This window comes from Schinkia azotoformans, from assembly GCF_035811335.1.
Lineage (GTDB): Bacteria > Bacillota > Bacilli > Bacillales > Bacillaceae_J > Schinkia > Schinkia azotoformans.
On the sequence record NZ_JARSMD010000012.1, the window covers coordinates 24,896 to 47,235 of the forward strand.

At 37.1% G+C, this 22,340-nt stretch carries 16 protein-coding genes and 1 CRISPR repeat array (1 of these 17 cut by a window edge); all 16 genes read right to left on the reverse strand.

Annotated elements, in window-relative coordinates:
- Positions 1 to 3,057: direct repeats of the CRISPR family, unit length 32 nt; unit sequence ATTTCAATCCACGCATCCGCGTGGGATGCGAC (it extends 2,757 nt beyond the left edge of the window).
- A gap of 167 nt (positions 3,058 to 3,224) precedes the next feature.
- Complete coding sequence (cas2, locus tag P9E47_RS06630) at positions 3,225 to 3,515, reverse strand: CRISPR-associated endonuclease Cas2 (protein ID WP_003331593.1); 291 nt, start codon at positions 3,513 to 3,515, stop codon at positions 3,225 to 3,227.
- A gap of 9 nt (positions 3,516 to 3,524) precedes the next feature.
- Positions 3,525 to 4,556, reverse strand: a complete 1,032-nt coding sequence (gene cas1c / locus P9E47_RS06635) for a type I-C CRISPR-associated endonuclease Cas1c (protein WP_326162906.1) — start codon at positions 4,554 to 4,556, stop codon at positions 3,525 to 3,527.
- The gene (cas4, locus tag P9E47_RS06640; protein WP_326162907.1) at positions 4,553 to 5,212 is read right to left on the reverse strand and encodes a CRISPR-associated protein Cas4; all 660 of its coding nucleotides are present in this window, start codon (positions 5,210 to 5,212) and stop codon (positions 4,553 to 4,555) included. Before cas4 ends, cas1c begins: the two co-directional genes overlap by 4 nt.
- 62 nt (positions 5,213 to 5,274) lie before the next feature.
- Positions 5,275 to 6,147 (reverse strand): type I-C CRISPR-associated protein Cas7/Csd2, encoded by an 873-nt coding sequence (cas7c, locus tag P9E47_RS06645; protein ID WP_326162909.1) that lies wholly within the window; start codon positions 6,145 to 6,147, stop codon positions 5,275 to 5,277.
- Positions 6,147 to 7,943, reverse strand: coding sequence for a type I-C CRISPR-associated protein Cas8c/Csd1 (gene cas8c / locus P9E47_RS06650; protein WP_326162911.1), 1,797 nt, complete (start codon positions 7,941 to 7,943; stop codon positions 6,147 to 6,149). The genes cas7c and cas8c overlap by 1 nt, the downstream gene beginning before the upstream one ends.
- A gap of 4 nt (positions 7,944 to 7,947) precedes the next feature.
- On the reverse strand, positions 7,948 to 8,607 hold the full coding sequence (cas5c, locus tag P9E47_RS06655) for a type I-C CRISPR-associated protein Cas5c (protein WP_326162912.1): 660 nt from the start codon (positions 8,605 to 8,607) through the stop codon (positions 7,948 to 7,950).
- Between the two features lie 14 nt (positions 8,608 to 8,621).
- Positions 8,622 to 10,844, reverse strand: coding sequence for a CRISPR-associated helicase Cas3' (gene cas3, locus P9E47_RS06660; protein ID WP_326162914.1), 2,223 nt, complete (start codon positions 10,842 to 10,844; stop codon positions 8,622 to 8,624).
- A gap of 228 nt (positions 10,845 to 11,072) precedes the next feature.
- Positions 11,073 to 11,183, reverse strand: a complete 111-nt coding sequence (locus P9E47_RS23035) for a WCX domain-containing protein (protein WP_456115115.1) — start codon at positions 11,181 to 11,183, stop codon at positions 11,073 to 11,075.
- The gene (locus P9E47_RS06665) at positions 11,184 to 12,044 is read right to left on the reverse strand and encodes a helix-turn-helix transcriptional regulator (protein ID WP_326162917.1); all 861 of its coding nucleotides are present in this window, start codon (positions 12,042 to 12,044) and stop codon (positions 11,184 to 11,186) included.
- A 411-nt stretch (positions 12,045 to 12,455) separates the two neighbouring features.
- Positions 12,456 to 13,361, reverse strand: coding sequence for a formyltetrahydrofolate deformylase (gene purU, locus P9E47_RS06670; RefSeq protein ID WP_326162918.1), 906 nt, complete (start codon positions 13,359 to 13,361; stop codon positions 12,456 to 12,458).
- A 245-nt stretch (positions 13,362 to 13,606) separates the two neighbouring features.
- Entirely contained in the window at positions 13,607 to 15,289 is a 1,683-nt protein-coding gene (locus tag P9E47_RS06675; RefSeq protein WP_326162919.1) for a methyl-accepting chemotaxis protein, read from the reverse strand.
- A 257-nt stretch (positions 15,290 to 15,546) separates the two neighbouring features.
- On the reverse strand, positions 15,547 to 16,977 hold the full coding sequence (gene gatB, locus P9E47_RS06680; protein WP_326162920.1) for an Asp-tRNA(Asn)/Glu-tRNA(Gln) amidotransferase subunit GatB: 1,431 nt from the start codon (positions 16,975 to 16,977) through the stop codon (positions 15,547 to 15,549).
- Between the two features lie 15 nt (positions 16,978 to 16,992).
- Positions 16,993 to 18,453, reverse strand: a complete 1,461-nt coding sequence (gatA, locus tag P9E47_RS06685) for an Asp-tRNA(Asn)/Glu-tRNA(Gln) amidotransferase subunit GatA (protein WP_003331582.1) — start codon at positions 18,451 to 18,453, stop codon at positions 16,993 to 16,995.
- Between the two features lie 17 nt (positions 18,454 to 18,470).
- Positions 18,471 to 18,761, reverse strand: coding sequence for an Asp-tRNA(Asn)/Glu-tRNA(Gln) amidotransferase subunit GatC (gene gatC, locus P9E47_RS06690; RefSeq protein ID WP_003331581.1), 291 nt, complete (start codon positions 18,759 to 18,761; stop codon positions 18,471 to 18,473).
- Between the two features lie 382 nt (positions 18,762 to 19,143).
- Positions 19,144 to 20,280 (reverse strand): CamS family sex pheromone protein, encoded by a 1,137-nt coding sequence (locus P9E47_RS06695; protein WP_003331580.1) that lies wholly within the window; start codon positions 20,278 to 20,280, stop codon positions 19,144 to 19,146.
- A 15-nt stretch (positions 20,281 to 20,295) separates the two neighbouring features.
- On the reverse strand, positions 20,296 to 22,302 hold the full coding sequence (ligA, locus tag P9E47_RS06700; protein ID WP_003331579.1) for an NAD-dependent DNA ligase LigA: 2,007 nt from the start codon (positions 22,300 to 22,302) through the stop codon (positions 20,296 to 20,298).
- Positions 22,303 to 22,340 lie beyond the last annotated feature (38 nt).

Below are 22,340 nucleotides of genomic sequence, written 5' to 3' on the forward strand. Positions count from 1 at the left end.
GTACCCTCGATATAACTATTTATTTAAAGTTTTATTTCAATCCACGCATCCGCGTGGGATGCGACGCTTGGCTTTTCTATAACTAAATTAATTTCAATTATATTTCAATCCACGCATCCGCGTGGGATGCGACTGCCTACCTTTTTTTATTTTAGGTAGGTGACGAGATATTTCAATCCACGCATCCGCGTGGGATGCGACAGCATTTAGGACATTATTTCATGGTGGTCGAGGAATTATTTCAATCCACGCATCCGCGTGGGATGCGACTATTATCTTCTTGCAATGGTGTTGCAAGTGAATAATATTTCAATCCACGCATCCGCGTGGGATGCGACTGTAGCTTCAGTTGTGATTGCTGATGTAGATAGATTTATTTCAATCCACGCATCCGCGTGGGATGCGACAAATAATCTGTAGTTTGTTGTACCTACAACTTCGTATTTCAATCCACGCATCCGCGTGGGATGCGACGACTTGCTTAGAGCAATAGTAATGTATCTCTTAAATTTCAATCCACGCATCCGCGTGGGATGCGACTGTATATACAATGTATTATAATAAGAGTATCAAAGATTTCAATCCACGCATCCGCGTGGGATGCGACTTATTTAAAACTACAAGACCAGTATGCTCCTAATATTTCAATCCACGCATCCGCGTGGGATGCGACTTATATCAACCCCCTGAGTTATTAAACACTTTTTATTTCAATCCACGCATCCGCGTGGGATGCGACTGACTAGGGCCCTTTATGTAAGTTGACTTAAAAATTTCAATCCACGCATCCGCGTGGGATGCGACGTTAAGGCTTTTTAAAGAGTATGCGGAATGTATATTTCAATCCACGCATCCGCGTGGGATGCGACGTAATCAGTAGCTATACTATTCTTAAAATCTACAATTTCAATCCACGCATCCGCGTGGGATGCGACAGTATGCTCCTAATGAATTTCAGTTTAAAGTATTAATTTCAATCCACGCATCCGCGTGGGATGCGACTTTAATAGACTCGTTGACTATTTCATATTCACCTTATTTCAATCCACGCATCCGCGTGGGATGCGACTTGGCTTTTCTATAACTAAATTAATTTCAATTATATTTCAATCCACGCATCCGCGTGGGATGCGACGATAAGGTCACTAAGCGTCTTAAAGAGCATATGAAATTTCAATCCACGCATCCGCGTGGGATGCGACATTTTTGTTCTGTTTTTAATATAAATAAAAAAAAGATTTCAATCCACGCATCCGCGTGGGATGCGACATCAAAAAATCTTTTAATCTACTATGAATATTTATTTCAATCCACGCATCCGCGTGGGATGCGACTTTAAGTTTACGAGTAAAACTATTCATCATGGTAATTTCAATCCACGCATCCGCGTGGGATGCGACCGCAATTAGCAAGCAAAATCCATAAACAATGTAATTTCAATCCACGCATCCGCGTGGGATGCGACATAAATAATGTTCTGGAAGCTGAAAAGGTAAAAATTTCAATCCACGCATCCGCGTGGGATGCGACGGTTATGTTGTTGGTCTAGCTATAAACCTTCTGATTTCAATCCACGCATCCGCGTGGGATGCGACCACGTTATCATATAAGCCAGAAGGTATGATTGTAATTTCAATCCACGCATCCGCGTGGGATGCGACCTTATTATATTGTCAGAATTGCAGCACGTTGGTTATTTCAATCCACGCATCCGCGTGGGATGCGACGGTTCAAAATTGGTACTAGCATAGTGCTGGTAACATTTCAATCCACGCATCCGCGTGGGATGCGACAACTGTGTCTTTTACGCAAGATGTAATGGATTGGTGATTTCAATCCACGCATCCGCGTGGGATGCGACCATTTATGGATAATGGACAAGGATATTTCACTTTCATTTCAATCCACGCATCCGCGTGGGATGCGACAGTGGAATCCCAAAACAAGAACATGGGAAGATTCATTTCAATCCACGCATCCGCGTGGGATGCGACCAGATGATGGACACCCTAACTGTTTATTTATCTACAATTTCAATCCACGCATCCGCGTGGGATGCGACGTAAAACAGCGGAGAAACATGGATATTATTACGTATTTCAATCCACGCATCCGCGTGGGATGCGACGGAGGTTTACCACCCGATAAACCACCTGATGGTATTTCAATCCACGCATCCGCGTGGGATGCGACTAGTTGATATACATTACAAAGGTCTAACATTACTATTTCAATCCACGCATCCGCGTGGGATGCGACTGGAAGTACAGTCATCATAAACAGTATGACAACCATTTCAATCCACGCATCCGCGTGGGATGCGACGTAGATAAATAAACAGTTAGGGTGTCCATCATCTATTTCAATCCACGCATCCGCGTGGGATGCGACTTCTAATGTTATTATAAACGATTTATATTTTAAATATTTCAATCCACGCATCCGCGTGGGATGCGACCAGAAGGAACAACCAAAGCATTGATTAAAGCAGTAATTTCAATCCACGCATCCGCGTGGGATGCGACGAAACTGGCGAAAAAATAGCTTAGGTTTGTTATGATTTCAATCCACGCATCCGCGTGGGATGCGACACGAAACTGGCGAAAAAATAGCTTAGGTTTGTTATGATTTCAATCCACGCATCCGCGTGGGATGCGACACAAAATTGTTAGTTTCTAAATAATTTCGTAGGATTTCAATCCACGCATCCGCGTGGGATGCGACTGAAATGTTTCCAGATATTAATGGGGCGATTTTAATTTCAATCCACGCATCCGCGTGGGATGCGACGTATTGTGGGAAGGAACAAGACACCTATATACTATAATTTCAATCCACGCATCCGCGTGGGATGCGACAAATCGTTTCTGGCTCCAACAAAATCTATTTCATCATTTCAATCCACGCATCCGCGTGGGATGCGACTGGCTAAAATCGCAAAAACTTTTCGCCTAGACGATTTCAATCCACGCATCCGCGTGGGATGCGACAAGTGTAATTTATAATGTTATAACTTTACCTCAAGATTTCAATCCACGCATCCGCGTGGGATGCGACAGCGAATCCCGAACAAAATAGCATAATATTGTACTTTTTGTTCTAAAACTCGCTATTTTCTTTAAATAAATAAAGAACACTTAACAAAAATACACAAAATCCACAAAAAAAACAGTGAAAAACCGGTGCGAATGTATATGGAATTCTATGTTCACTATACATTCGCACTAAAAAATCAAAGGTCCTTCCAAATCTATTGATTCTTTTACACCAATATGTTCTACTTTTGTTTTATAATTATTACCTAACTGATAGAATCTAAGACTATCTTGATTGTGGTCAATGATATCGGCAAGTTCATATTTTAATGCTGTAAATTGTGCAGCATCCACAATACATTCAAACACTGAGTTTTGAACCCGCTGACCATAGTTTTGACACACTTTTGCAACCTTCCGCAATCTTTTCTGCCCCGAACCACTAACTGTACTGACATCATACGTAATTAACACTAACAAATATTACACCTACTTCCACAAAAATGGTGGGTATTCATCTAGATCATTACGCAAAAACCGAGCCAACAATATGGCTTGAGCATGTGGCACTAAGCCCCAAGATATCTTTTCACTTAGATATGGATGTGTTATCTTTTCTTGCTTTCTATTTTGCCAAGCGGCTAAAAATTTCTTCCTAGCCTCCTCCGTCATAATAACAGCACCATTTTCTTTCCGATAAAAATCGCCCTTATTTACAACTTTTTTATTAATTAATGATAGTACAAAACGATCTGCATAAACCCCTCGCAGTTCTTCCATAACATCTAAAGCCAATGATACCCTTCCTGGCCGATCTCTGTGCAGAAAACCAACATATGCATCAAGGCCTACTCCTTCCAATGCCGATGCCACATCATTTGCTAATAATGTATAAGCAAATGATAGCATAGCATTTACATTATCCAACGGAGGTCTTCGTGAACGAGAATGAAAATAAAAATCGTCTTTTTGTTGTAAAATCATCTGATTAAATATTCTATTGTAACTAATAGCTGCTTGCCCTTCTAAACCTCTTAATCTTTCTAAGTCATCACAAACTCTTACTTCCTGAATAAGAGATGATAAATGTCGAGAGATTTCTTTAAATTGGGAGACATCTATCCGCAATGGATAATCTCTAGTCATTCTTTCAATTATCCATTTATTATTGTATATTTTTCCAATAATAAAATTCCTAGCAATCTTAGCTGACACGTCTTCATCTTCAGACATTAAATATTGTTTCTTTCTTAAAACAACATTGCCTTTACTTTTTCCAATCACTCTTGCTAAAAATCGTCCATTCATTGTTAGAAATACTAATGAAATATTTCTTTCAGCACAATAACCCATTAGTGCCGGACTTGCACCAGTGTAACCAAAGGAAACAATGGATTCTAAGTTATGGAGAGGTACCCTCCCCAACTTTTCCTGATCCTTTAATGCTACGACATTATCTCCCTCCAATGATAAATAAACATCGGTTTGAGTTATAAATAATGTATTAAGGAGCTTTTTCATTCATTGATCATCCCTTCAATATAACTTTTTACTGAGCGTTTATTCATTATTTTTGGTAAACAAATATCTTGAAGGGAACAGTTATTACAAAAAGAACCAGTCTTTACTTTCGGTGTATAGTTGCGTTTATAATATTCATGCATTTCTATAAAAATAGATCTTACCTTGTTTTTTATTTCTTCTGTTAATGGTATTTCAACTCTATGTTTTGTTTCATTATAAAATAAATAACCTTTGTTAATCTCACAGAGTAGCATTTCCTCTAAACACATAGCTTGTGCTGCTAATTGTAAAACATCTGAATCATTCATTTTAGGCTTCCCACGTTTATATTCCACTGGATAAGCGACATACTTTCCTTCTGCACCATCAATTTCAACGCCACTATTATCTTTAATGAACTCTACTACATCACATATTCCTGATATTTTAAGTTTACTAGATTTAACAGGCATTCCTCGAACAATAAGTCTGTCCCCCCGTTTTTCTCTGATATATGGATTATCAGCCTTTTCATGAAGGTGTTGCCCTTCGATTGTTCTAACATTTTCTTCCCACTGCTGTTCAATATGGATTAAAGCCCATTGGCGTTTACAAAACTGAAAATGCTGAATGCCTGATAACATAAGATAATCTTCTTCTACGCTATTATCCATAAATGATTCCAGCTTCAGCCCTCCCTTCGCTATGCCTAATCAATATTTATTTTATAACAAACCTATAGTTTCTCTAATATCTCTAACCCACTTGGAATATTTTCATAATCAATCACTATATCAAAATTTCCGATATTGCGTGGTATATCAATATCTTTCTTTAGATTTACTTTTACTCTTTCAAATAGCTTATGTGAAGGTGCATTTCCAAAAATTGAATCATGCTTGAATACTATTAATTTTTGCGCCATCATCTTTCCTCTTGATGAAGATCTATCAAACTCAAACATGTTAATCAGCGCATCAAAAAACAAATTCAAGTCCTCCTCAGTAAAACCTGTTCCACCGTTCTCCAAAATAGCTTGATTAGCATCAATGTAGCCCTCAACGCGATATAAACCATATGGTATATATGTTTTTCTACCCATAGTTTGACCCTTTTCTTCATCTTTTTCATTAGTAACAGCCATCCGAGTAATTGTTAATTCCTGAGGAATAACAGGATGAACACTTTTAGAAAAATTAATCTGAACAGGCCCTCTAACTTGTCCACAATTATAATCACCAGTAGTCATGACTGCTCCAAAAGTTCGAACATCAAAAAAGTTCTGACACATAAAGCTTCTTGCCTCAATCTTGTTTTCCTTACTTTTCTTTTCGCCCTTCTTAATTCCAAGTGATTCATAAGCATATTTTTGTGTATTATTTAAAACTGTTCCCTCTCGAACATATATATTGTAACCAATTTCCCCTTTTTTCCGTAAATCTACATAATTTCTAATCTTACGCTTCAAACAAACATCTGTTACAATTCCAATACTTGTTTCTGGATCGATGCGTGGTAAATTCCCTGCATCAGGATCACCATTTGGATTTCCGTTCTCAACATCAAATAACAAAACAAACTCATATTTATTTTCTATTACAGTACCCATTATTCTCTATCTCCTTTTCTATATAATTCTTGTTTTTGTTGGTAATACCCAAGCATAAAATCTCCTTGCTCCTCTAAGTTTAATTGAGGAGGTACAGTTGCGATTTTTTCTAAAATTTGGGTAATCAATTTGTCGTGATTGACTTGAAGCCCTTTCATCTCCTTTGCTAGTTTATCTTGATGATATTGATTTAGTCGAAGTAATGTTGAAAATACGACTTTTGGTGTTGAACTTGCTCTAGAAAAATAAGTTGTCCTTAACGTTCTTTCAATGCCAGGATTCGCCGCAAGTTGGGTACTTTCCAAAACCGCAAATAATCTACCAAATAAATAGGCAAAATCTTCTCGATCCTCATTTAACGACACAGTAATCAACCTCTCCCTTACTATATTATTCTCAAATCTAGCCTTTCTCACCAAATACCCTTTTATAGAAGCTGCTTTATAATGATTAATGCTTTGCTCTGCACGTATTCGCAGTAGTATTTGTTGATAAAACATATTTGGATATCTAGTTCCATTTAGTAAAGTCTTTAACAAAGTACCTCCCAATAATGGATGAACTTTATCGTTTACAGCCGTCTCACTTAACATTCTCCATGGAATAAGTGGTGCATAATTATTTTTTGAATACAATTCAGTATCTTTGTAGTGTCTTGCAATATTTTGAACAGTATCACCAAAACTCTTTTTATAAAAATATCGAATAGAAATCCTGGCATTGTTTGGGGAGAGGCCTAATATATAAAATTCAGTGTTACGATCTATATTTGTATGATCCCAATCTATCGGATTTCCCTTTTGTATTCCCTTTAAAAATGAATGAATAAGCATAGTATCATGTTCATTTTCTTTTTTTTCTTCAGATTCTGCTAATTCATTTTCAATATCTCCCCCTGTTAACAAAGCATATATAGCATTAGTCTGATCAACATTGTTAGTTTCAGACCAAAAAACCGTTGTAGCATCAGCAATTTGAATCCGTTGTCCTTTCCTAGAAAGCAGATAATTTAGCACTGTTGTATATTGAAACATTTCTTCTTCAGTAATTGGGGAGATGTATCCTTTTTCATGTCCATATGATTCAAATGCCTTAGCATTAAATGATACAATCCTTGCACCTGCTGATTGTGCATCTTTTACCCCACTTATTGTGGCATGATTCTCTGATATTGAACCTTCTTTACCAGAGATTAGTGAAATCCCTTTAACATTACCTTCCTTTTGACTGTAGTAATTTTCCCACACTTTCTTTATTGCTGGTCTCTCATGAAGATATTGGGAGTCCCCTTCGAGTCGAAAAACTAATAACTCCCCATTGTTCAAATCATCTTCAATCTTTGCTATTAACTCATTTTGACAATTATTCTTCTTATGTTTATCCAAAAATAACAGCAAAGCGGTTGCACCAGCATCAGATGTATTTTTTAATATACTTTCATGTAAATTGCAGAAAAATTGAAATCTCTTTTGTGTCATTACTTTTTTATCAACTTTACCCTTATCTTTTTTCTTTTCCACCCCAAGAGCATATTCAGCATTTTCCCAAAAACAGTTTGATCTAATGCCACTAGACTTTTGGACACGTTCAGGCAATGTTAATTTTATCGGAACAAGCTTCGATGATTTTTTATTATCACTATTATCTCTAAGATCACGCACACTTTTTAAATTACCATCCTCATCTAACATAAGACAGAAATGCACATTTTCCTCGCTATAACCAAGTTTAGGTATATGACTATCATTTTGATTTATAAGCATCTGATAATAGTTAACTAGCGATTGCAATATCATTTTTTCACCTCCAAAGATTGGGAACCTCTATTTCTCCATTTATCATCTTAGGGCGATAAAATATCGGTTTACAGTTGTCAGCAAAATTTATATCGTAAAGCATCCATCCTAAATCTATTTCACTATCAATATATTCAGATCGTACTGTATCAGTTTCCTCTACAATTTCAAAATGCGCAGAGAATTCCCGACAACCTAAATACGGACGACTATAACACTGCCCTTTTCTCAATCGTCTCAAGATGATGTTGTAATGTTTTTCAACTGTATCTGATTCTCCTGCATTATCTGTTAATTCAAAATGTGCCTCAATAATATATTCCACATCTTTAAGTAGCATCGTCGCTCTTTGCACTCTCTTAGAATTGGAATCTAAATATATTTCTGTATTAACACCATTAATAGCTTTTTCAATGGCGGATACTGACAATACTGGCATTTTATCTTCAACTTCATTTCTTCTTATATTGTCAAATTTAATTGGTTTAACAACAATAATCTTGTCAATTATCCATCGTATCGCTGGTTTCCAATGAACACTCTCCAATATTCCCCTTGCTGCAGAAGGGGTGATTACATCATAGCTTACCCTCTCAACTTTCATTTCCGGGCGAGTAAAGCAAGCATAATCACCCCATACTCTTACTTTAATTCCATATCCCATTTATCACACCCCGCTTATATATTCAAAAACTCAGTCAAATATTTACTTTCTACCTCAACTAACAATCCCTCTTCTTTAGTGTATAAACTGTCATCGTCGTTTAAGACATATAGACCATCCTGAACTAATGCCACCGATTGATTGATTATCAATTTATTTAATTCATACGGATAAACATTTACAATATATCTTTGTAGTTTTCTAACTATTGATAGCGGATATTGTGCATAATGTAATTCCTTTATCAATTCTTTTGCATCGTCATTCCCCTGTATAATAACTGGGTACGTTTGGCTATCAATTAAAGAAAGCATTTCTGATAGTTCTTTAAAGTTATAATACAAGGCATTTTTATTATATTCTTTGTATATTTCCTTTTTATCAAGTACTGTTGCATCCTTAGAAAATAATTGTTTAAAATATTCTTCAATAGCCCCTAATGAAAGTGGATCTTGATATTTACCTAGAATTTCTTTTCCAATACTTGCTGTATAACTCATCCATCCTTTTGGTAATGCATGTGCTTCGCTGGATTCGAATACAAAAACCTGACCATTCATCTCGTTTCCATGTTCATCCTTGAGCACTCCTTCCCTATTACATCTACCAGCAGCCTGGGCAATGCTATCAATACCTGTCAATGATCGATAAACATACGGAAAAGAAATATCCACCCCCGCCTCAATAAGAGATGTAGAGATAACAATACATTTCTGCTTGGATTCAAGCCTTTTTCTTATTTCATTTAATGTTTCTTGGCGGTGCTTCGGATACATGTGGGTGCTTAAATGATAGACACCTTCTTTATTGCTTTTACTCACTTTTTTATATAGGAGATGGGCATGCCTTTTTGTATTTACAATACACAAAGCCTGTTTATGTTCACATAACCTCTCACTTAACTGTTCATCGCAAATATCATGTAAATATATTACATCTACCCTTTTTAATTCCTCATATAATTTAATGGGTCTTGAAATAATTTCTTTAGGTGGAGCCCTATTTTTGAAAAATTGTTTAATATAAGGTTGGGTCGCTGTACATAATACAACTGTCGAATCATATGAACGAGATAACTCTTTTAGCCCCTCAAGACAAAGTCGAAAATAATCAACAGGGATACTTTGTGCTTCATCAACAATAATCACACTTTTTACCATATTATGTAGTTTTCTACACCTTGATGTTTTGTGATTAAATAACGATTCAAAGAATTGAACACTCGTAGTTACTATAAAAGGTATATCCCAATTTTCTGAAGCCAATTTCCATCTTTCTTGTTGAAGTGATTTGATATTGTTTTCATCATCAAAATTCTCACTAAAATCTACATTGCTATGATGCTCTAAAATCACATCTTCTCCAAGATAGTTACGGAAAACGTTTGCATTTTGCTCAATTATGGATGTGAATGGAATAACATAAATAATTCGTTCTAATCCATGTTCTTTTGCATGCTTTAAAGCAAAGGCAGCAGATGATAACGTCTTCCCTCCCCCTGTTGGTACTGTTAACGTAAACATACCTATATCATTCTTGGCAGCTTTTATACAATCTTCTAAAATCTCATTTCGAATTTTATTGATTTTAATTGGTTTTGCACGATTCTTCATATCTTCTATACCCTTGAAGAATTTTTCACTTAAGGATTCGATCGGAATATTAATTCCTCTTTTTATAGCCTTTTCTTTATTAATGAAACGCTCAGTATCTAAAAAATCGGCATCGACTAGACAAGAAAAAATCATTCGAATGTAAAAAGATAATGAAAAAGCCATTTGATCTTTCGACAAATTCTTTATATTAAGTGATACCTTCTCAGGGAACACAATTTCATTAATATAGTTATCAAAGTTTGGAAGCTTGTCTTTATCCATGTTTAATCTTTCCTGAATACTTGATCCACTACCTTGTATTCCGTAATAGTCCTTTAATCCCCCGTGATGTCCAGTAATGCCATAAGCTAAAATCAAACCAATAATTTCCTTATATTTTTCCATCATTACCTTGGCGCCAGCAGTAGAGTGATTTACCCTCTCAGTATCCCCAAACAAACGTTTTTGAAATTCAATACTGTACTTTCCAATATCATGTGCTAATCCAATAATTTCTCCCATTTCTTTATTACCGAATTTTCCTGCAAACTCTCCTGCTAGTTCGGAAACATTTGTCAAGTGCTCTTTTAACGACTGCCATTCTTCGAGTGGACTTCCTTCTTTTGAATGGGCATAGTACAAGTTTTCCACCTCCAATACATTCCAAAAAAACTTCTTATTAATTTAATTATTAATTAATATTTTTATTATTTCAGAAATCAATTAAACATGCAACAAAATTTAACACATAAAAAAATATGGTATACTATACTGGTCGCTTTATTAAGCGTGGATTGAAACTTATTAATTTATTTATTTGCGAAGGACTCATCTTTTTAATGACAGATGGGTCTTTCTTATTTTGGAATTTCAATCCTTATCCATTCCATACTTACCCACCATCTCCTTAATTTCTTCTTTGATTTCCTGCAGTAAACTTTCTGGTTCCATCACTTCTGCATATTTCCCAAAGCCTAAAATTCATTTTTTAATCTCCCACGTACCTTCGACCTCTACGGTAAAAACCAAGCAACCATCATCTAAACTTTCTAATCGCTGCGAATCATGCCAGATGGCTTCCGAAATAAGCTTTGAAATCGGTGGAGTGAATTTTATGACAACTTTTGTTTTTTCACCTTTTGCAATGGACCAACTATTTTTGATGTACTCATCTATATCGAATTCTTTGTCTAAAATAAATTTTTCATGTAACATTTGAAGTTCCTTAATACGATCAATTCGAAATGTTCGTATTTCATTTCGTAGGTTGCAGAAGCCAACTAAATACCAAAAGCCATCATGTAGAAAGACGTGATATGGGTTTATCGTTCTTCTATTAACTTGTTGACTTGAAAAAGAGTCATATTCTATTTCAATTTTTAATTTCGCATTCAATGCTTCCTTTATTTCAATGATCAACTTCTTCGTTTTTTCAGTGTTTCCTCTTGGTGGCAGCATAATTGAAAGGTAATCATCTTTCACGTTACTCATCTCAAATAAATTGCTGCTAATTTTATTTAAAATACTTGACAACTCGCTCTTAAACGGAAAACCTTCAGCGCATATTAGTGAATTCACCACTAGTGTGAGTGATGTTCGTTCTTCAGGCGTTAAAAAGAATGGATTCGACTTATATCCATTTCGAAGCAAAAAACCACCCATATGTCCACTGCTTGCTTCTATTATTAAACCGGCTTCTCTTAATTGTTTTACATAACGCTGAACTGTTCTTGTCGAAGTTTGAAGTTGATTGGCAATTTCTGATGAGTTGATTCCTGGTGAGGTTTGGATGATGGTTATTGTTTGCATTAATTTTTTTAATTTATCTTGAATTTGTGACAATTTATTTCACCTCGCATAAGACAATTATACCCTTTTCTTGAAATTTTGGGATAATTAATCGCGACAACTGGTTGTCAGTCAATATATGTTAAAATATACACAAAGAGAAGTTAAGCTGAGGTAAGGAAGGCAAATAATAAAAATTTTATTGAAAGTGAGATCATGGTTTTTGAGTTAGAAGGAGATTACTATCAAATTACAACAGTTGATAAAAATTTCATTCAAAAGCAAAAAAGTGAAATAACAAAATGTGTTTTCCAAAATGAAGGGACTCTTAAACAATTAAATAATTTACTACAGAAGATGATGATGAACTTATAGGAGCAATCGATGGGGCTCAACGTGATAAAAAGTACCACCAATTGAATTTGTCCTTAAATTGGCGGTACTTTTTTATATTCTGAAAAATATTTACCCAAACACAACCGTCTTATTTTTAAACGGAATTACTCGATCTTCTAAATGCCAGGCTACTGCTCTTGCTAACACGCTGCGTTCAACAGAACGACCGATTCGTTTTAAATCCTCGGCATTATTACTATGATTGACACGCTGCACCCCTTGTTCGATGATTGGTCCTTCGTCTAAATCATCTGTCACGTAATGCGAGGTTGCACCAATGATTTTTACTCCTCTATCGTAAGCACGTTCATATGGTCTCGCTCCGATAAATGCCGGTAAAAATGAATGATGGATATTGATTATTTTTAACGGTTGAGCAGCGATGAACTCTGGTGAAAGAATTTGCATATACCGTGCCAACACAGATACATCTATTTTATATTCCTCTAGCAGTTTTAATTGTTTTTGTTCAGCCTCTTGCTTAGTTTCCTTTGTCACAGGGATATGATAAAAAGGAATGCCAAATTGCTCTACTGTTGGCCCAAGATCAGGGTGGTTGCTAATTACAATAGGGATATCTGCAACTAAATCCCCCGCTTGCCACTGCCATAGTAGCTCCATTAAGCAGTGATCCTGTTTGGAAACAAATATCGCCACCCTTTTGATGTGATAGGCGTAGGCAAAATGCCAATCCATTTTAAATTTTTCTCCGATAATTGAAAATTCCTCTTCTAAATGTTTTTCTCGTCCAGATAGATTTGGCAATATAAATTCTACTCTCATAAAGAAGCGTCCGCCACCTTCTGGATCTATCGAATATTGATCCGATTGCAGAATATTAGCTCCATGATCAAATAAAAACTTTGATACGGCTGCTACTATCCCTGGTTGGTCTGGACATGAGATTAAGAGCCGTGCTTTATCCTTATTATTTTCTTGAAAAAGTTGTATCTTGCGTTGTCTTAAGCTTGTCATTTCTACCTCCGATGTAAAGTTTCAAAGTCTTCCAATATAAAAAACTATTCATTTTGAATTAGTAATGGATAAATCAGATTATACTATAATAAGGTAGCCATTTCCTATAACTTTGCAAGTAAAGTCAGCATAGAATTAAGATATCTAAAAAAAGATTTTTTATGGTGTTTAGACTGAAAGGGCTAATTAAACGTTTATTTAACAACTATCTTTATAATCGGATGTTGCCAATATTTATCCATCATTTACACCTTGAATTTTCTAACTATCTCATTTAGCTCCTCAGCCATTTTAGACAATGAAGAAGATGAGGCTGTGATTTCTTCCATTGATGCAAGTTGTTCTTCCGTTGCTGCTGACATGTTTTGGGTTCCAATTGCAGCCAAATCAGCGGTTTCAGCAATTAATTCAACTGATTGAGCCATTTGCTCCGCACCTACTGCCATTTTTTGAACGTCTGAGACAGCTTCTTGTATCTGAGAAGTAACTTCAAGAACTGCCTGTTTTATTTGTTCGAATAATTTACCAGCATCGTGAACAAAATTTATTCCTTCCGTTACTTTATTCGTTGTATCCTCCATTGCTTTTACTGTCTCGTTCGTATCCGATTGGATAGTTGAAATGAGCTGAGAGATTTCTTGAGCTGAACCTGCTGACTGTTCGGCTAATTTACGAACTTCATCAGCAACAACAGCAAATCCACGCCCATGTTCCCCTGCCCTCGCAGCTTCAATGGCCGCATTCAGTGCTAGTAGATTTGTTTGTTCGGCAATCCCTGTAATAGCTGCAACTATTTTGCCTATTTGATTTGAACGTGCGCCTAATGTTTTAACCATCACCGAAAGTTCTTGAACTGTTTCATTAATTTCATTCATTTGGGCAACAATAGTGGCCACCGCTTTGTTTCCTTCTACTGCCTTCTCTGAAGTATGAAGAGCTGTAGATTTTACAACTTCCGAACTAGTGCCAAATTGGCTTAATGAAGTTGACATTTCATGAACAGTTATTGAGGTTCCCTTCACACTTTCAGCTTGTTTAGCTGTTCCAATAGCAACCTCCTGTACTGTTAAAGCTATTTGCTCTGTCGCCCTTGTGGTTTCCTCGGAGCTTGCGGTTAGCTGTTCAGATGCCGCTGCCACTTGTTCGGCACTATAACCTACCTGTATTATTAATTCGCGTAACTTTCCAATCATGTTATTGAATGAACATGCCATTTCACCGAGTTCATCCCTTGAATCTAAATCAATGGTCTGAGTAAGGTCCCCTTCTCCTTCAGCAATTTCTTTCAAGCGTGCATTCATTATAGTAATCGGTTTACTAATAGATCTAATGATGAAAAACGCTATAATAATTCCAGCAATAGTAGATAATAGAATGGTTGAAATTAGTATATACGCCTCCGTTTTTTGCTTTTTAGCTAATAAAATTTTATCATTATTTATTTCACTAGTAATTCCACTTATAATCACTTCAATACTTGGATCCAATAATTCTTTACGGATGCTTCTCTCGTCTTCAAAATGGATTTTATAGGCCTTTTCCCTTTCCCCACCTAGAAACGCTTCTACCATTTTATTATTTGCTTCTTTATAGACTAAGAAGTTTTCTTTAATTTTATTAATAGGCTCTTTATCTAAATGTCGCATTTTTAAAAGGTTTTCAAAATATCCATTTATTTCTTCAACTTTATCAGCCATTCCAGAAATTAATTCTTCATCTCCAGTAAGAAGAAGGGATCTTTCATCATTGGATAAACCAGTGATTCTATACTGCAGTGATTTTAGCATTAGTTGTATGTCTTCATCCTCTTGCATTTCAAGATATGCTTCCCCCGCACCTTTCAGCTGGCGGGCCGAAAGTAAACCTGTAATGATTAGTCCCGTAATTAATAATGATACTAACAAAATTAATTTAACTTTAATTTTCACAAAAATCCTCCTCTTACATTCCAAATCTCGAGGTAAAAATATAGCCAAATATAACAGTATAGTTTTATTAATATAATTTTATATCAACCTTTATTTGAATTATATAATATATCACAAACAATGACTAATCATAACAAATAGTGAATTTTTATAAAACACGAAGAGCACCCTTACCAATACATTTTGCTGCATCAGTAAGGGTGCTCACTTTACAAGGTTGCAGCCAAGGGACCCATCCCCTAGGGCTCGCTACTCGATTACAATTTCTCCAACTCTTCCGCAATCAGTTGGTTAACCATTTGCGGGTTGGCTTTTCCTTTTGTTGCTTTCATGATTTGACCGACGAAGAAGCCAGTTGCCTTCTTATTGCCGCTCTTATAGTCTTCAATAACTTTTGGATTGCTGGCAACTACTTCGGCAACGATGCCTCGCAGTTCGCCTTCATCCGAGATTTGGACAAGTCCTTTTTCTTCAACAACCGTTTCAGGGTCGCCACCATTTTCAACTAACTCTTTGAAAATGTCCTTGGCAATTTTTGAAGAAATCGTTCCTTTTTGAATTAGACCGATTAATTTTGCCAATCCTTCTGCTGTTAGCTTAACATCATGTAACTCAACATTATTCGCGTTTAAATAAGCTGAAAGTTCACCCATGATCCAGTTTGATGCTTGCTTAGCATCCGCCCCGGCCGCAACTGCTGCTTCGAAGAAATCAGAAGTTTCCTTAGAAACGGTTAATACAGCTGCATCATAGGCTGGTAGACCAAGTTCACCTACATAACGCTCACGTCGTACATCCGGAAGTTCAGGAATTTCCGCGCGAACACGATTTTTCCATTCATCATCAATTCGAATATCAACTAGGTCTGGCTCAGGGAAATAGCGATAATCATCGGAACCTTCCTTGACGCGCATTAGGATCGTTTTCTTCTTTGCATCATCGTAACGACGTGTTTCCTGCTGAATGACACCGCCAGCAATAAGCACTTGCTCTTGGCGTCTTTCTTCATATTCCAAGCCATCGCGCACGAATGCAAAGGAGTTCAAGTTCTTTAATTCCGTTTTTGTGCCGAATTTCTCTTGGCCAACAGGACGAAGAGAAATGTTCGCGTCACAGCGTAAAGAACCCTCTTCCATTTTACAATCAGACACACCTGTATATTGAATGATAGACTTTAATTTTTCTAAATAAGCATAAGCTTCTTCGGGTGAACGCATATCAGGCTCAGATACGATTTCAATCAGCGGTGTACCTTGACGGTTTAAATCCACTAATGAATGGCCATCACCTGTGTGTGTTAGCTTACCAGCATCCTCTTCCATATGAATTTGCGTAATTCCGATTCGTTTCTTTTCCCCGTTCACTTCAATATCGATCCAGCCATTTTTCCCAATTGCATTTTCAAATTGAGAAATTTGATATGCTTTCGGATTGTCTGGATAAAAGTAGTTTTTGCGGTCAAATGTTGTATTCTGCGTAATTTCACAATTTAATGCCATGCAAGCCTTCAATGCAAACTCAACTGCTTGACTGTTGACTACTGGAAGTACACCCGGATGCCCTTGGCATATCGGACAAGTATTGCTGTTAGGGGCTGCACCAAATTCATTTGGACAATCACAAAAGATTTTTGTATTTGTTTTTAGCTCAACATGGACTTCAAGTCCAATGACTGTTTCAAAAGCCATTTCTCGTTCCCCCCCTTACAGATTCGGTCTTTGACGTGTAAAATCAGTTGCTTGTTCATAAGCATGTGCTACACGGTAGACCGTACTTTCATCAAAGTGCTTTCCAATGATTTGTAAGCCGATTGGCAGACCTTCACTTGAAAATCCGCATGGAACTGAAATTCCTGGCACACCTGCAAGGTTCATAGGAATCGTTAAGAGATCTTCAACGTACATTGTTAACGGATCATTTGTTTTTTCACCAATTTTGAAGGCTGGTGTTGGGTTTGTTGGTCCAAGGATGACATCATATTTTTCAAACACTTTGTCAAAATCATTTTTAATTAATGTACGTACCCTTTGTGCTTTTTTATAGTAAGCATCATAATAACCGGCACTTAATGCAAAAGTTCCAAGCATGATGCGGCGTTTTACTTCCTCACCGAAGCCTTCGCTGCGTGAATTTTTATATAACTCGATAATATTTTTCGCATTATCAGAACGGACACCGTAGCGGACACCGTCAAAGCGTGATAGGTTTGCAGATGCTTCTGAAGAAGCTAATAAGTAATAAGTTGCAACAGCATATTTAGAATGTGGCAGTGAAACCTCTTCCCATACAGCACCTTGTGCTTCAAGTACCTTCAATACATTCATAACTGCTTCTTTAACATCTGCACGAACGCCTTCGCCAATATATTCCGTTGGAACAGCGATTTTCAAGCCTTTTACATCTCCTGTTAAGGCTGATAAATAATCAGGTATTTCAACATTAGCTGATGTTGAGTCCATTCTGTCATGTCCAGCGATTGTTTGTAATATGTAGGCATTATCTTCAACGCTTCTTGTAATTGGACCAATTTGGTCTAATGAGGAGGCATAAGCCACTAATCCAAAACGTGATACTAATCCATATGTAGGCTTCAAGCCAACGACACCACAAAAAGCAGCTGGCTGTCGAATAGAGCCACCTGTATCAGATCCTAATGCAAATGGTACTTCACCTGCTGCAACTGCCGCAGCAGAACCACCACTTGATCCACCTGGTACATAGTCTACATTCCAAGGATTTTTTGTTGGATAAAAACCAGAGTTTTCATTTGATGAACCCATCGCGAATTCATCCATATTACATTTACCAATAATAATAGCTTCAGCATTATGTAATTTTTCTGTAACAGTTGCATCGTATACAGGGTCAAAGTTTGCTAGAATTTTGCTGGCACATGTTGTGCGAAGCCCTTTCGTTACGATGTTGTCCTTCACACCGATTGGCATTCCAAACAATAGACCGAACTGATCCTTTGCACCAATTTCGCTATCAAGCTTTGCTGCCTGCTCTCTTGCTGCTTCTTCATTTAATGTAATAAATGCTTTTACTTTATCTTCTACTTCACCAATTCGCTTGTAAGACTCGTCAACAAGGTCGGTAACAGTAATTTCCTTTTTATGTAACATTCCATGTAATTCTGAAATTTTGTTTTCAAATAAAGACATGCTTTGCCCTCCTCTCCTTATTCAATAATTGATGGCACTCTAAATTGACCGTCTCTTTGTTGTGGCGCATTTTTCAATGCTTCCTCTTGTGTTAGCCAGTGACGTGCAGTATCTTCTCTTAACACATTTTTAATGTCTAAAACATGTGTTGTTGGTTCTACATTTTCTGTATCAAGCTCATTTAAAAGTTCTGCATATTCAATAATCGCATCTAAATGCTGAGTGAATTTTTCTGCTTCTTCCTCTGTAACCGCTAAACGGGCTAAATGCGCAACGTGCTTTACTTGTTCTATTGAAATTCGTGACATACCGTTCCCCCCAATCTTATGTAAAAATGTAATTATAGATTAGTCTACTAAATTAGACATAATTCATTAGCACAATACAATGATAATACCAAAGATTTGTGCAATTGTTCAAGATATGTCGAGATTTGCTTAGGATTGATGATGAAAACGAACCAATTATTGCGACCAGCCTTTGATCGGACTATATAGGAATCTTGATATTTCACATACTAAGTCTCCAAGCGTTAAGACACGAATGTTGTCTCACTTCCTGAACTACCCAGATGTTCATTCGTGTTAGCTTAGAGACTTATTGCTTACTGAAAATTAGTAAGTCCGATCAATAGCTTGGGAGCAATAATTGGATTAGTGGATGGAACACTAGAACCGTCCCCATGTTCCATTACCTATAAATATGAACAAATGGTTTTTCCTCGCCGCCATTCCACCTTATCAGCGCTTCCTGCCCATCAATGGAGGTTATATAAACCTGAACAGATATGTATGGAGGAAAATGATCTAGCATAAGCCCTGTAATATATTCTGTGAAGCCGATGATTTCCGCTTTCCCATAAAACTGGATTGGAATATCAATTGTCATTTCCTGCAATTGATCATCCACATAGTAGCCGCGGCCGACTACACCAACAAAGTTCGGAAAATACTGTTCAATATCGCTTTTAAAGTTAATCATTCGTTGATAGTCATCGTAATAGGAGTCTTTCCCTTCTTGAGATGGGAACAGAACGTACCGCTCATTAATTTTTTCCCATTTAGAAATTGAATTGCTGTTTCCACTAATATAAGTCTTTGCAAAGAAATTTCCTGGTACAACAGATTCCCTTGGTTTTTCCTGAAATAGTGCGATAACGATTGGGACACCATCTAACGCCTTGATTCCATGCAGTCTTTGCAAAACTTGTGTAGCAATTGCTTTTCCTTGCTTTTCAATTTCCTCTAGTGGTATTGGTTCCTCTCTTGGATACCCCATTGTTGGCTCATTAAAATTATAAACAGATTTTAATGCTAACCCAATAACGACCCCACCGAGTTCTACCTTATTTTCATTGTCCTTTTTTAAATAATTATGCTCCATGACATGGGAAAGGTATTTCGGATTTTGCCGAAACTGCTCAGTAGTTGCTGTTTTTTCATTTAATGGCGGATTCAAACCCTCCGTATTTTTTTCACTCTGTCTTCCAACCCATTCCTCTACCATATCAGAGGTCACATATTGTCCTTCTTGAAAATAATAATTATTTGGATCAAAATGTTCCTGTGCCACTCGCATTAAACCCATTTCGATCTCATCGATATCCAAACGGTTATAAACCGTGTAATTTACCAAGCCTCTAGCCTTTCCAGTTTTGAATGGTAAAATTGTTCGATAATATTCATCTGAGATTTTATATTTTGGAATGATCGCTTGTTCCGTAGTTTCTTCTGTTTTTTGAACAATTTCTTCATCTTTTCCAAAATTAGGGGTACATGCAGTTAATACTAGTAAGAGGACTAGTAGCACTTGAAAACTTTTTTTCATTTTTTTAGCCCCCTTTTATCTCTTTAATTCTTGAAGCATTCTTGCCTCATCCCAAACTTCTAATCCTAGCTCTAATGCTTTATCAAGCTTTGAACCGGCATCTTCCCCAGCAATGACAATATCCGTTTTTTTACTTACACTGCCTGTTACCTTTGCTCCGAGTGCTTCTAATTCTTTTTTAGCATCGTTTCTACCCATCTGCTCAAGCTTTCCGGTCAAAACAATCGTTTTCCCTGCAAAAATCGAATTGATTTCTTCAACATTTACGATTTTTGGTCCTTTATAGACCATATTGACATCATAGGATTTCAGCTCATCAATCAATTGACTAACTTCATTTTTTTCAAAATAAGTGACAACGGAATCAGCCATTTTTTCACCAATTTCATTAATATTGATTAAATCTTCCATTGTTGCTTTTTGCAAAGCATCGATCGTTTCAAATGCTTGAGCTAACGTTTTGGCTGCTTTTGCCCCAACATGGCGGATACCTAAGCCAAACAACAATTTTTCCAACGAATTGGACTTCGAAGCTTCGATCGCATTTAATAAATTATCAACCGACTTCTCGCCCATTCTTTCCAACTTTAAAAGCTCATCGCGATCGAGCCTATAAATATCGGCAACATCTTCAATTAAATTGGCAGCAAATAATTGAGTGATGACCTTTTCCCCTAAGCCCTCAATATTCATGGCATTTCGGCTTACAAAATGAATGAGGCCTTCACGAATTTGGGCATGGCACTTTGGATTAATACAACGAAGAGCCACTTCATCCTCTAAACGGACTAGCTCGCTGCCACATTCCGGACAGCCTGTTGGCATCATAAAGTCCAGCTCATCGCCTGTACGTTTTTCTTCAACAACACTAACAACTTCGGGGATAATATCGCCTGCTTTTTTAATAATGACATAGTCACCGATTTTAATATCTTTTTCACGAATTAAGTCCTCATTATGCAGAGAAGCTCTTTTCACTGTCGTACCTGCCACACGAACTGGTTCTAAAATCGCAGTAGGCGTTACTACGCCAGTACGACCGACACTTAGCTCAATATCAATTAGTTTTGTCATTACTTCTTCAGCCGGGAATTTATAAGCGACCGCCCAGCGCGGGCTCTTTGCTGTTGTTCCTAGCTGCTCTTGTTGTTCGAAAGAATCTACTTTTACAACAATACCATCAATTTCATAAGGAAGGTTTGGACGCTTCTCCATCCACCCCTCTATAAATTGAATAACTTCATCCATATTAGCGCATCTTCTTCGTTCAGGGTTTGTTTTAAACCCAAGACGTTCTAAAAAGTCAAGTCCATCACTATGTGAATCGATGGGAAGTTCTTCAGTCGAGCCGATGCCATAAAGGAAAATATCTAAATTTCGTTTCGCTGCAATTTTCGGATCAAGCTGCCTTAAAGAGCCTGCTGCCGCATTACGCGGATTTGCGAATAACTCTTCCCCGTTTTCTTCCCGCTCTTGATTTAATGCTTCAAAAGAGCGCTTCGGCATAAAAGCCTCGCCGCGAACCTCGATATCAATATTTTCTTTTAACCTTAACGGAATCGATTTAATCGTCCTAAGGTTCATTGTAATATCCTCACCAATGTAACCATCGCCACGGGTAGCCCCTTGCACAAACAAACCGTCCTCGTAGCGAAGTGAAATCGCCAGCCCATCTATTTTCAACTCACACACATAGGAAACTTGCTCGCCGATATCCTGACGAACACGGCGGTCAAAATCACGCAAATCTCCCTCATTAAAGGCATTCCCAAGACTGAGCATCGGCACACGATGTTCCACTTTTTCAAATGACGAAAGTGGCTCACCGCCAACACGCTGGGTTGGGGAATCTGCTGTTACAAGTTCAGGATACTTTTCCTCTAATCCTAATAATTCCTGCATCAGCTTGTCATATTCAGCATCAGGGACTGTCGGTTTATCGAGCGTGTAATACTCGTAGCTGTATTGATTTAACAAATCCTTTAATTCACCGATTCGTTTTTTATCTTCTTGTAAAGTCATATAGTACCTCTCTATCAAATACGCCTTGGCGTATTTGC